The organism is Pseudomonas fluorescens (assembly GCF_001708445.1).
Taxonomy (GTDB): domain Bacteria; phylum Pseudomonadota; class Gammaproteobacteria; order Pseudomonadales; family Pseudomonadaceae; genus Aquipseudomonas; species Aquipseudomonas gorinensis.
Map to the genome: position 1 here is coordinate 6,507,305 of NZ_CP015637.1, position 11,958 is coordinate 6,519,262.

10 protein-coding genes are annotated in these 11,958 nt (G+C 63.1%); 8 read left to right on the forward strand and 2 right to left on the reverse strand.

Translation table 11 applies throughout. The features are described from left to right. Position 1: 1 nt before the first annotated feature. On the reverse strand, positions 2-1,756 hold the full coding sequence (locus A7317_RS29165; protein WP_024078214.1) for a bifunctional alpha/beta hydrolase/class I SAM-dependent methyltransferase: 1,755 nt from the start codon (positions 1,754-1,756) through the stop codon (positions 2-4). A gap of 10 nt (positions 1,757-1,766) precedes the next feature. Next, on the reverse strand, positions 1,767-2,390 hold the full coding sequence (locus A7317_RS29170; protein WP_024078213.1) for a CDP-alcohol phosphatidyltransferase family protein: 624 nt from the start codon (positions 2,388-2,390) through the stop codon (positions 1,767-1,769). A gap of 321 nt (positions 2,391-2,711) precedes the next feature. Between A7317_RS29170 and hflK (A7317_RS29175) the strand changes: the two genes are divergently transcribed. From hflK (A7317_RS29175) to cfaB, 8 genes are all read left to right on the forward strand, one after another. Continuing rightward, complete coding sequence (gene hflK / locus A7317_RS29175) at positions 2,712-4,637, forward strand: protease modulator HflK (protein WP_069077316.1); 1,926 nt, start codon at positions 2,712-2,714, stop codon at positions 4,635-4,637. A gap of 9 nt (positions 4,638-4,646) precedes the next feature. Continuing rightward, positions 4,647-5,636 carry a protease modulator HflC gene (hflC, locus tag A7317_RS29180; protein ID WP_162163627.1) on the forward strand — a complete coding sequence of 330 codons (990 nt, stop codon included), beginning with the start codon at positions 4,647-4,649 and terminating at the stop codon, positions 5,634-5,636. Then, the gene (gene hflK / locus A7317_RS29185) at positions 5,633-6,667 is read left to right on the forward strand and encodes a protease modulator HflK (protein WP_069077317.1); all 1,035 of its coding nucleotides are present in this window, start codon (positions 5,633-5,635) and stop codon (positions 6,665-6,667) included. The genes hflC and hflK (A7317_RS29185) overlap by 4 nt, the downstream gene beginning before the upstream one ends. Beyond that, positions 6,664-8,550 carry a cation-translocating P-type ATPase gene (locus tag A7317_RS29190; RefSeq protein WP_069077318.1) on the forward strand — a complete coding sequence of 629 codons (1,887 nt, stop codon included), beginning with the start codon at positions 6,664-6,666 and terminating at the stop codon, positions 8,548-8,550. The genes hflK (A7317_RS29185) and A7317_RS29190 overlap by 4 nt, the downstream gene beginning before the upstream one ends. A gap of 117 nt (positions 8,551-8,667) precedes the next feature. Further along, positions 8,668-8,919, forward strand: a complete 252-nt coding sequence (locus tag A7317_RS29195; RefSeq protein WP_024078208.1) for a membrane protein — start codon at positions 8,668-8,670, stop codon at positions 8,917-8,919. Between the two features lie 65 nt (positions 8,920-8,984). Next, on the forward strand, positions 8,985-9,830 hold the full coding sequence (locus tag A7317_RS29200; RefSeq protein ID WP_069077319.1) for a DUF692 domain-containing protein: 846 nt from the start codon (positions 8,985-8,987) through the stop codon (positions 9,828-9,830). Continuing rightward, the gene (locus tag A7317_RS29205; protein WP_024078206.1) at positions 9,821-10,609 is read left to right on the forward strand and encodes a DNA-binding domain-containing protein; all 789 of its coding nucleotides are present in this window, start codon (positions 9,821-9,823) and stop codon (positions 10,607-10,609) included. Before A7317_RS29200 ends, A7317_RS29205 begins: the two co-directional genes overlap by 10 nt. A gap of 87 nt (positions 10,610-10,696) precedes the next feature. Then, on the forward strand, positions 10,697-11,881 hold the full coding sequence (gene cfaB, locus A7317_RS29210) for a C17 cyclopropane fatty acid synthase CfaB (RefSeq protein WP_069077320.1): 1,185 nt from the start codon (positions 10,697-10,699) through the stop codon (positions 11,879-11,881). Positions 11,882-11,958 lie beyond the last annotated feature (77 nt).

The window sequence follows — 11,958 nt, forward strand, 5'->3', positions numbered from 1 at the left end:
TTCAGATCTTCTGTGCCAGGGACACGGTAAAGATGCCCCACTCATCCACACGCTGGGTGATTTTGCGGAAACCGGCGGCCTCCACCAGTTGGTCCATTTCCGCCTGGCTGCGGCGACGCATCACCCAGGCCTGGCCTTGGCGATGGCTGGTCAGCGCGCGGGCAATCAACTCCAACTGCGGGTGCCATGGCTGGCCGGTGTAGACCAGGTAACCGCCGGGTTCCACCGCGTCAGCCAGGCCGGCCAGCGAACCGCCGACCATGGCGTTATCGGCGAACAATTCATACAGCCCGGAGACCACGGCCAGCGTCGGCTTGGGCGCCAGCGCGGCCAGGTCAGCGCGGTCGAACGCATCGCCTTTGACGAACTGCGCAATCTCCCCCAGGCCTTTCTCACGAATCAGCGCGCTACCGTCGCGCACGTTGATGTCGCTGTAGTCGCGCAGCAGGATCGATTCCGGCAGCGGCGACACGCCTTGCAACGCTTCAAGGATGTAGCGGCCGTGGCCGGCGGCGATGTCGACAATGCGTACTTCACGCTGTTCATCCCGCAGCTTGGCCATGGCCAGGCGCAGCAGTTCTTCGACGTTCAGCTTGCGCTGGCGAATACCGCGCCAGCCGATGGAGTTGAGGTAATTGGTGTCGATCATCCGACCCAGCGCGCCTTTGCCGGTGGGCGTGTTGCGGTACACGTAGTCCAGGGTGCTGCCGGAGTCGAACCCGGTGTCGAAGCCCAGCTTTACGCCATCCGACAGGTTCTTGCCCAGGCCCATGCTGGCGCGGGTCATGCGCCAGTACAGGTCGCGCAGGGAGTTGCGCGGCAGTGGCGCGGCAAGGGCTTCGGACTCGGCGCAGGTGGCGCCCAGCTTGTCGGCGTCCAGCAGAGACGCGCGGTCCAGCGGCTGGGTGAAGTTTTGCAGGATAAAGCGCCTGGCGCTGCTTACGGCCACGGCGCGGTTACGTTCGCCGAGGGTGTCGTGGAAAAAGCCGGGGAGGATATGCAGCTCTTTTTTCAGGCTGCCCAGGCGATCGAAAAACTGCTGCTGGGGTTTGCGGTGCACCACGAAGTCGGAGCCGGAGATCAGCAACTGGGTGGGGACCTGGATCGCCTGGGCATCGGCTACAACCCGGTCGGCCGCTTCGTACAAGCCCAGCAGCACATTCACCGAAATCGCCTTGGTGATCAGCGGGTCGCTGTCGTAGGACGCCACGCGCTCCGGATCATGGCTGAGGAACTTGGCCTTGACGTAGCTGTTGACGAAAAAGTTGCCGCGAAACTTGCGCATCAGTGCCAGGCCGGGGCGGGCGAAAGGCACGTACAGCTTGACCTTGAACGCCGGGGAGGCCAGCACCAGGGCACGGATTTTAGGGGCGTAGTCGTGGACCCAGGTGGCGGCGATCACGGCGCCGACGCTTTGGGCGATCACGGCGACATTTTCTTCCTCGATACCGTGGGTGGCGCCGACATGGTCGCAGAAGGTCTGCACGTCGCGGGCGCTGGTGGCGAAGCTGGGGCTGTCGCCGCGTGCGCCAGGCGATTGGCCGTGGCCACGGGCGTCCCAGGCAAAGAAGTCGAACTGCGGCAGGTTCAGTTCATCGACCAGGTGGGCGATGCGCCCCGAATGCTCGTGACCGCGATGGAACAGCAGGATCGCCTTGCGTGGCTCGCCGTCCGCGGGGGCGGTGGCCGGCCAGTGCCGGTAGAAAAGCTCGACGCCGTCATGGGTAGCGAAGGTGTGTTCTTGCTGTTCGCGCATCGCAAAATCCTTATGCAGAAGGGGAGATGGAGTGTTCTTCTTTGAGACCCTGGCGCACCCGGTTGATCAAGGTGTAGGCGAGCAGGGCGGCGACCAGCCACATCACCACATCGACCCAACCGGCGCCAAGCCAGCCCAGCGCCACACCCATGGCCAGTACGCCAAGGACGAACGCCCGATCACTCTTGCCCATTGGCCCGTCATAACGCCGTGATGCGCCAATCATCGGTCCCAGCACACCCGCGTATTCGCTGAACACCGCAAGCAAGGTCACCAGCAGTACGGGCACCAGGCTGACGCCGGGGATCAGCGCAAAGGGCAGGATCAGCGCGCTGTCGGCGATCACGTCGCACAGTTCATTGAGGTAGGCACCCAGGCGCGACTGCTGGCCGAATTCCCGCGCGAGCATGCCGTCGATGGCGTTGAGGGCCATGCGCAGGATCATCCACAGCGGGATCAGTGCAAACAGCCAAAGGTGCTGGGCGAAGCCAGCGATCAGCAGACCGACCAGCAGGGAAACGACGCCGGCCAGTACGGTGATCTGGTTGGCGGTGGTGCCGTTGTCGTAGAGGCGCTGCACGAGGGGGCGCAGCAGGTTTTGAAAACGCGGTTTGAGCTGATAGATCGAAATCATGGGAGGTGACGCTTCCTTGTCCGTGAGCCCGCGAAAAACTGGTTTGGAGTGTGCCGATTATTCGTGGCCTGTACCAGTGATGGCTTGTGTTTATGGGGGGTTAGTCACGATCTGGAAAGCACGCAAGAGCAAATGTGGGAGGGGCTTGCTCCCGATAGCGGTCTGTCAGTTGATGCCGGTGTTGGCTGATCCACTGTCATCGGGGGCAAGCCCCCTCCCACAGGGGATCTGTGGGCGGCTTGAAAAGGGGTGTTTATCGAACAAAAATTTCACTATCCGTGTTATATCGTAACGAATTGTGTACGAGCGGGCGTTGAGTGGATGCAACTGGATCTAGAAGCTGAAGGCGCCTCGGTAGAAGGCCTGCCGCGTTTTCAGCAAGGGCTGTTCCATGCCCGTCGATTGAGACAAGCCGGTATCAGCCTGACCCTGCTGGCTATCAGTGGCTGGGTATTGGCGCTGTTTGTCGCGCTGTTTGCGCCGCTGTCGATCTGGCCGGTGGTGTTGATCAACTGCGCGTCGGCCCTGCTGGTGCTGGTGGCCGGCTTGCAGTCGGCGTGGTGGGTGGCCGATTGGCGCGCCCAGGCGCTGGAAGGGACCATCGTCGAGCTGATCGAGCCACCTGTTGAGCCTGCCGCCTGGCACCGCGACCTGATCAATCGATTCGGCAGCGGGCTGCTTGCCCAGATCGGCGCGCCCGTGTTGTGGCTCGTCGGTTGGTCGCTGCTGGCGCTGGTCAGCGTCCTCGAGTTCTGGAACCTGGCCTTGCCTGCGGCGGCGGTTAGTCAGTCTGCCAGCATCGGCGCGGCGCTGGCGCTGGCATTGGCCTTCGGCTTGCTGGTGTTCGAGCGCCGCCTGGCACAGGAAACCGCTGCGCAGTGGCCGGAAGCCGCGCAGTTGGTGCAGCTCAGTCGAGTCGCGATCATCTGCCTGGTGGTCAGTGCGATTTGCCTGTTGTTCGCGGGTGCCGAAGCGGTCTGGCCATTGCGCTTGGCCACGCTGATCGGGCTGTTGCCGGCGCTGGTGGCGCTGGAGTTTCTGTTACGCGGCCTACTCTCGTTGTTCAGCCCACGGCAGCCGCGCCTGGAACCGCGCCTGATGGCGCAGAGCTTTATCGCCGGGTTGCTGCGCTGGCCGCCACAACCCTTGCAGGCGCTGCAGCACGAATTGCACAACCGCTTCGGCATCGACCTGCGCCAGATCTGGGCGTTTACCTACATGCGCCGGGCGTTCCTGCCGGTATTGCTGGTGGTGCTGGCCGTAGGCTGGGCACTGACCGGCGTACACGAAGTGCCCCTGCAAGGCCGTGGGATTTATGAGCGCTTCGGCAAACCCGTGGAGGTCTTTGGCCCTGGCCTGCATGCCGGCTTGCCCTGGCCGCTGGGCCGCGTGTTGAGTGTGGAGAACGGCGTGGTGCATGAGCTGGCGACCAGCGTCAGCGAGGCGGCCACGCCGGAGCTTGCCGCCGCCGAAGGCCCTGCGCCGTTGATTGCCAACCGCTTGTGGGACGCCAGCCATGTCAATGACAAATCCCAGGTGATCGCCAGCAGCAGCGGCGACAAGCAGAGCTTCCAGATCGTCAATATGGACGTGCGTTTCGTCTACCGTATCGGCCTGACCGACCAGGCCGCGCTGGCCGCCACCTATAACAGCGCCGATGTGCCGACCCTGATCCGCAGCACCGCCAGCCGCATCCTCGTGCATGACTTCGCTTCACGCACCCTCGATGAATTGCTTGGCGAACAACGCACCCGCTTGGCCGACGAAATCGGCCACGCCGTACAAACCGACCTGCAAACGCTCGACAGCGGGGTGGAAATCTTGGCGACCGTGGTGGAGGCGATCCACCCGCCGGCCGGTGCCGCCAATGCCTACCACGGCGTGCAAGCGGCACAGATCGGCGCCCAGGCCCTGATTTCCCGTGAGCGCGGCGCTGCCAGCGAACAAACCAACCAGGCGTTGTTGCAAGCCAGCACCGCCCGCGACCAGGCATTGGCCATCGCCCGTGAAGTGAGTGCCGGCGCCCAGGCGGCAGACCTGCGTTTTAGCGCCGAACAGAAGGCCTACGCCACGGCCGGCCGGGCCTTTGTGCTGGAACAGTACCTCGGCCAACTCAGCCAGGGCCTGGCCCACGCCAAACTGTTGATTCTGGATCATCGCCTGGGCGCCAACAGTGCGCCGACGATCGATCTGCGTTCTTTTACCTTGCCGGCCGATCCCTCGGTACCGCGTAAAGCCGTTCAATAAGGAGTCTGTCTGTTGAGCGCTCATTCTCACGATCATGGTCACCACCACGGCCACCATCATCACCATCATGGTGATGAACAACCCGCCGGCCCATTCCCTTGGCGCCGCATGGCCTGGGCCGTATTGCTGGTGCTGTTTGCGGTCGCTGCCGCCAGCCTGGTGCAGGTGCGGTCGGGCGAGGCCACGGTGATTACCCGTTTCGGCAACCCATCGAGAGTGCTGCTGGAGCCGGGCCTGGGCTGGCGCTGGCCGGCACCGTTCGAAGCGGCGATCCCGGTTGACCTGCGCTTGCGCACCACTTCCAGCGGTTTGCAGGACGTGGGCACCCGCGACGGCCTGCGCATTATCGTGCAGGCCTATGTGGCATGGCAGGTACAAGGCGATGCCGACAATGTGCAGCGCTTTATGCGTGCAGTGCAGAACCAACCGGATGAAGCGGCGCGGCAGATTCGCACCTTTGTCGGTTCGGCACTGGAAACCACGGCGGCCAGCTTCGACCTGTCCAGCCTGATCAATACGGATGCCAGCCAGGTGCGCATCGCCGAATTCGAGGCGCAGTTGCGCCAGCAGATCGATCAACAATTGCTGACCACCTATGGCGTACGCGTGGCACAGGTGGGTATTGAGCGGCTGACCTTGCCGTCGGTGACCCTCACTGCCACCGTCGACCGCATGCGCGCCGAGCGTGAAACCATCGCCACTGAACGCACCGCCGTGGGCAAGCGTGAAGCGGCGCAGATTCGCTCCGCTGCCGAGCGCGATGCGCGGATCGTGCAGGCTGACGCCACGGTAAAAGCCGCCGATATCGAAGCCCAATCGCGGGTCGAAGCCGCGCAGATTTATGGTCGTGCCTACGCCGGCAACCCGCAGCTGTATAACTTGCTGCGCTCCCTGGATACCTTGGGCACCGTGGTCACCCCGGGTACCAAGATCATCCTGCGCACTGACGCTGCGCCATTTCGCGTCTTGGTGGACGGGCCGAAGGACGTTCAACCATGACTGAGCGTGACAGCCCGGACAGCCCCTGGATCCAGGCCGGCCGCCTGACGTTCCTGGCGCTGTACGCGGTGACTGTGTTGGCGGCGCTGGCCTGGGCATTTTCCAATGTGCGCCAGATCGACCCCCAGAACCGCGCCGTGGTCTTGCACTTCGGCGCACTGGATCGAATCCAGAACGCCGGGCTATTGCTGGCGTGGCCGCAACCCTTCGAGCAAGTGGTGCTGTTGCCGGCGGCAGACCGTGTGATCGAACGCCGCGTCGAGAACCTGCTGCGCTCCGATGCGGCGGTACAGGCCGACCGCGTGGCCAGTTTCGCCACGCCGTTGAGCGATGCACTGGCCGGCTCCGGCTACCTGCTGACCGGCGATGCCGGCGTGGTGCAGCTGGATGTGCGGGTGTTCTACAAGGTCACCGAACCCTACGCGTTTGTGTTGCAGGGCGAGCATGTACTGCCGGCCCTGGATCGCCTGGTGACCCGCAGCGCCGTGGCATTGACCGCCGCCCGTGACCTCGACACGATCCTGGTGGCGCGCCCCGAACTGATCGGTACCGACAACGGCGCCGCCGAGCGCCGTGAACGGCTGCGCGGGGACCTGGTGCAGGGCATCAATAAACGCTTGGCCGAGTTGGCCGCCAGCGGTCTGGGCCTGGGTATCGAAGTGACCCGTGTCGATGTGCAATCGAGCCTGCCGAGCCCGGCGGTGAATGCGTTCAATGCGGTACTCACTGCCAGCCAGCAGGCTGACAAAGCGGTGGCCAATGCGCGTACCGACGCGGAAAAGCTCACCCAAACCGCCAACCAGCAAGCCGACCGCATGGTGCAAGTCGCCCATGCCCAGGCCAGTGAGCGCCTGGCCAATGCCCAGGCGCAAACCGCCGCTGTCGCAAGCCTGGCCCAGGTCAAAGACCCCGGCCTGCTGCTGCGACTGTACCGCGAGCGCTTGCCGAAGATCCTCGGCCAGGCCGGCTCAGTAACCACGGTCGATCCCAAAGACGACTCCCGCTTGATCATCCAGGGAGCCGACCAATGAGCGCACCTATGCTGACTTCCGCCGAGCAGCGCAGCGCCGCCCGGCAATTGACCCTGGCCATGCTCGCCTTGGGTTTGCTGGTGCTGGGCCTGGTGTGGCGCTGGCTGGCGCCGGACCAGCAGGGGGTGAGCCAGTTGTTGCTGGGTGTCGCTTCGCTGCTGGTGGCCGTGCCGGTGATGCGTTCGGTCTGGTACAGCCTGCGGTTTCCCAGCCTGCATGGCATCACCGACCAACTGATCGCCCTGGCCATGCTCGGCGCCTGGGCGACGGGCGATCTGCTGACCGCCGCGCTGCTGCCGATCATCATGATCTTTGGCCATGTGCTGGAAGAGCGCAGCGTGATCGGCTCCCAGGAAGCGATCCATGCCTTGGGCAAGCTGACCCGCAGCCATGCACGCCGGGTGCAGGCTGACGGGAGCATCATTGAAGTGGACAACGGCACGCTGAACACCGGCGATATTGTCGAAGTGCGTGCGGGCGACCGGGTGCCGGCGGATGGGGTGGTGTTATCTGGCCAGGCGAGCCTGGACACGGCGCCGATCACCGGTGAGTCGGTGCCGCTGGAGGCCAGTGTCGGCATGCAGGTGTTTGGTGGGGCGATCAACCTCGACGGCTTGCTGCGCCTGCAAGTGACCCGCACCGGTAATGAATCGACCCTGGGCAAGGTCATCGCTCTGATGCAGAACGCCGAGCGTTCCAAGCCACCGATCACGCGGCTGCTGGAGCGCTATGCCGGCAGCTATATGGTGTTGGTGCTGTTGCTGGCGGCGGTCACCTGGTTTGTCACCAACGACGCCCAGGCGATGCTCGCGGTGCTGGTGGCGGCATGCCCGTGTGCGCTGGTGCTGTCGGCGCCGGCCACGGCAATTGCCGGGATTGCCGTGGCGGCACGGCATGGGATTCTGATTCGCAGTTCAGCCTTCCTGGAAGAGTTGGCGGACCTGACTTCGTTGGTGGTCGACAAGACCGGCACCCTGACCTTTGGCACCCTGCGTTTGCAGTCGATCGAAACCAGCGTGCCGGACCGCCAGGGGTTGCTGAACCTTGCCGCCAGCCTCGGCTCGGCCAGCAGTCACCCGGTCAGTCGGGCGTTGGCGGGGTTGGCGACCCAGGCGCAATTGTTGGTGCTGACTGATATCCGCGAACGCCAGGGCCTGGGCGTCGTGGCACAGACCGAGCAGGGTGAAGCCGCGTTGGGGCGCCCGGAGTTGTTCGAACAATTGGGTATTGTCACCACGACCGTGCCGAACCACGACGGCCCGATTGCCGGGCTGGCGCTGAACGGGCGATTCCTCGCCTGGTTGCTGCTGGCTGACAGCGTCAAGCCGGAAGCCCGCCAGGCCCTGCAAGAGCTGCGGGAGCTGGGCCTGGGCCGGCAATTGCTGCTCACCGGCGACCGCCAGAGCGTGGCCGACAGCCTGGCCCTGGACGTCGGCATCAGTGATGTCGAAGCCCAGGCATTGCCGGAAGACAAGCTCAATCGCGTGTTGGGGGAGATCAGCAGCGGCTTCCGGCCGATGGTGGTGGGTGATGGGATCAACGACTCCCTGGCACTCAAGGCCGGCGTGGTCGGCGTCGCCATGGGCGCGGGTGGGGCGGATATCGCACTCGCGTCGGCGGATGTGGTGTTGATCGGCAGCGACCTGCGCCGGTTGGGCACCTGTGTGCGCTTGAGTCGCCAGTGCCGCAAGACATTGCAGGTCAATGTGATCATCGGGCTGGGTTGGACGTTGGCCATCGTGGTGTTTGCCGCATTCGGTTGGCTGGGGGCCGCGGGGGCAATGATTGCGGCGGTGCTGCACAACCTCAGCACCTTGCTGGTGCTGGGTAACGCCGGGCGTTTGCTGCGTTTCCAGGAGCCGCTGTTGAAGCTCGACGAATAATTCCGAGGAATTTTTGCAAGCGGCTGTAACGCCGATAGGGGGCCTCACTCTAGTGGTGTGTCGAGACTGAGCAATCCGTTCAGACCGACTCCACTACTGATTGATGAGGACTACACAATGAACATCAAACAAGCCGTTTCCGGTGCTGCCCTGGCGATCGCTGCCGCTTCCATGTTTGCCGGTGTCGCCACCCAGGCGCAGGCCGCAGACGCGGCGGTTCATTGCTACGGCGTGACTTCCTGCAAAGGCATGAACGACTGCAAGACCGCTGAAAACGCCTGCAAAGGCCAGGCGGTGTGCAAGGGCCACGGCTTCAAGGCCATGACCAAGGCTGAGTGCGACAAGGCTGGTGGCAAGGTCGGCGAGTAAGCGCAAGCCGAGTGCACCCGCAGCGGGTATTTCGACCGCTGCGGACACCTTTCCAGGAGTCCATGATGGCCAGCTCTTTCCCCTCCCTGGGTTACGGCCTGGGTTTACGCAACGAATACTATGAACAGATCCTTGAGCAATCCCCTGCGGTGGATTGGTTCGAAGTGATCTCCGAGAATTATCTGGTGCAGGGCGGCAAAGCCTTGTACTACCTGGACGCAATCGCCGAGCGCTACCCCCTGGTGATGCACGGCGTGTCCCTGTCCATCGGTGGCCCCCATGCCCTCGATACCGATTACCTCCAGCACATCAAGCAGCTCGCCGAGCGTATCCAGCCAGCGTGGATTTCCGACCATCTGTGCTGGAGCCGCGGCAACGCGCATCAGCTGCATGACCTGCTGCCGCTGCCTTACACCGAAGAAAGCCTTTACTACGTCGCCAACCGTATCCGCCAGGTGCAAGACGTGTTGCAGCGCCCGCTGGTGCTGGAGAATGTCTCCAGCTATGTGCGTTCCAAGCTGGATGAATTCACCGAGTGGGAATTCCTCAACGCGCTGTCCCATCTGTCGGGCTGCCAGCTTTTGCTGGACGTCAACAATGTGTATGTCAGCGCCCGTAACCACGGTTTCGACGCCTGGACCTTCATTCTCAACCTGCCGCCCGAGAGCATTCGGCAGCTGCATCTGGCCGGGCATAGGGACTACGGCGACTATGTGGTCGATACCCATGACCAGCCGGTGTGCGATCCGGTATGGGCGCTGTATCAACGGACGCTGGAGCACCTGGGGCCGGTCTCGACACTGTTGGAGCGTGACGATCATTTCCCGCCCTTCGAAGAGCTGTTGACCGAGTTGAGCAAGGCCCGCGAACTGGGCGCCACCGCCTTGGCCAGGAGGTCGCGATGCGCCTGACCGATTGGCAGATGGCCTTCGAACAGCACCTGTTATCGGACACCTCGACTGCCGACAGCGGCTTTGCCGCGACCTTGCTCGGCGGGCCGACGTTGGATGTGGACACCGGCCTGGCGATTTACCACAACGCCTATCTGGAACGGCTGCGGGATGTCCTGCGGCATGACTTCGGCGCCATCTGGTATTGGTTGGGGGATGATGAGTTTGCGCGGCTGGCCGAAGCCTATGTACGTCGTTATCCCTCGGCTCATTACAGCCTGCGCTGGCTGGGTGAACGGTTTCCCGCGTTTATCCTTGAGCACCTGGTGGCTGCACAAAGTGCGCCGCTGGCTGAGCTGGCGCGCCTGGAGTGGGCGTTTACCCTGGCCTTCGATGCGCCGCTGGGGCAGCCGTTGACCCTGGACGCCATGGCGTCGTTGCCGCCTGACGAGTGGCCTGGGCTTAAGGTTCAGTTGGCGCCGACCGTGCAACAACTGCTCTGTCGCTTCAACACGGTGGCGATCTGGCGTGCGAGCAAGGATCAATCGGAATTCCCCGGCAGCCAGGCGCTGGAGCCGGCGCAAATCTGCCTGGTATGGCGTCATCGGCAAATCTGCCATTACCGCAGCATGGACTCGGCGCAAATCTGTGCGTTGGCCGGAATGGTGACCACCGGTTGGAGTTTTTCAGAACTGTGTGCGCAGTTGCTAGTCACTTATGGAGAGGGCGCACCACTGCAAGCGGTCACGTGGCTGAAACAGTGGGTCCAGGACGGTTTGCTCGAACGCCGAGCCCCATAGAAGGCTGCTATTAAATCGATAGCCTCCTACTTTGTCTTCGGATGGTCTACCCTCATTCCAGACGTCTGAAACAAGGGGGGACTACTCATGCTCGCGCAACTTCCACCGGCCTTACAGAATCTTCAGCTACCGCTGCGTCTTCGACTCTGGGATGGCCATGAATTCAACTTGGGCCCTGAGCCCAGTGTGACCATCGTGGTGAAGGACCCCACGGTTGTGTCCAAGCTTAGCCATCCAACGCTCGACTCACTGGGCGAGGCCTTCGTCGAGGGCAAATTGGAGCTGGAAGGCTCCATCACCGAAGTGATCCGGGTTTGTGACGAATTGAGTCACGCCCTGGTCGATGACGACGCAGGGAATCGTCCGGTGCGCTCGATCCACGACAAGGCCACTGACGCAGCGGCGATTTCCTACCATTACGACCTGTCCAACGAGTTCTACCAGCTTTGGTTGGACCAGGACATGGCCTATTCCTGCGGATATTTCGAAACCGGCAGCGAATCCATCGACCAGGCCCAACAAGACAAATTTCGCCATCTGTGCCGCAAGCTGCGGTTGCAGCCGGGGGACTATCTGCTCGACGTCGGCTGTGGTTGGGGCGGGCTGGCGCGTTATGCGGCGCGGGAGTTCGGGGCCAAGGTGTTTGGTATCACCCTGAGCAAGGCCCAACTGGCCTTGGCTAAAGAGCGGGTAAAAGCCGAGGGCCTGGAAGGTCAGGTCGACCTGCAGTTGCTCGACTACCGTGACCTGCCCCAGGACGGCCGTTTCGACAAAGTGGTGAGCGTGGGCATGTTCGAGCACGTCGGCCACGCCAACCTGGCGCAATACTGCAAGACCCTGTTTGGCGCGGTGCGTGAAGGCGGCCTGGTGATGAACCACGGTATTACCGCCAAACATACCGATGGTCGTCCCGTAGGTCGTGGCGCCGGGGATTTTATCGAGCGCTACGTATTTCCCAACGGCGAACTGCCGCACCTGGCGATGATGACCGCAGAGATCAGCGAAGCCGGGCTGGAAGTGGTCGATGTGGAAAGCCTGCGCCTGCACTACGCCCGCACCCTGGACCATTGGAGCGAACGCCTGGAGGATAACCTGGAAGCGGCGGCGAAGATGGTGCCGGAGCAAGCGTTGCGTATTTGGCGGTTGTACCTGGCGGGGTGCGCGTATGCGTTTGCACGGGGCTGGATCAACTTGCACCAGATCCTGGCGGTGAAACCTCACGCGGATGGCAGCCATGAACTGCCGTGGACGCGGGAAGATATCTACCGCTGATCACGATGACGAAAGCACTAAAGAACTAAAGGTGGGAGGGGCGGTGCCCCTCCCACCTTTTTTCTACTGCGTTGGCG

Coding starts and splice junctions, on each gene's coding strand:
- A7317_RS29190 (WP_069077318.1), top strand. CDS start 6,664: ATGAGCGCACCTATGCTGACTTCCGCCGAGCAGCGCAGCGCCGCCCGG.
- hflK (WP_069077316.1), top strand. CDS start 2,712: ATGCAACTGGATCTAGAAGCTGAAGGCGCCTCGGTAGAAGGCCTGCCG.
- A7317_RS29170 (WP_024078213.1), bottom strand. CDS start 2,390: ATGATTTCGATCTATCAGCTCAAACCGCGTTTTCAAAACCTGCTGCGC.
- A7317_RS29165 (WP_024078214.1), bottom strand. CDS start 1,756: ATGCGCGAACAGCAAGAACACACCTTCGCTACCCATGACGGCGTCGAG.
- A7317_RS29205 (WP_024078206.1), top strand. CDS start 9,821: ATGCGCCTGACCGATTGGCAGATGGCCTTCGAACAGCACCTGTTATCG.
- A7317_RS29200 (WP_069077319.1), top strand. CDS start 8,985: ATGGCCAGCTCTTTCCCCTCCCTGGGTTACGGCCTGGGTTTACGCAAC.
- A7317_RS29195 (WP_024078208.1), top strand. CDS start 8,668: ATGAACATCAAACAAGCCGTTTCCGGTGCTGCCCTGGCGATCGCTGCC.
- cfaB (WP_069077320.1), top strand. CDS start 10,697: ATGCTCGCGCAACTTCCACCGGCCTTACAGAATCTTCAGCTACCGCTG.
- hflK (WP_069077317.1), top strand. CDS start 5,633: ATGACTGAGCGTGACAGCCCGGACAGCCCCTGGATCCAGGCCGGCCGC.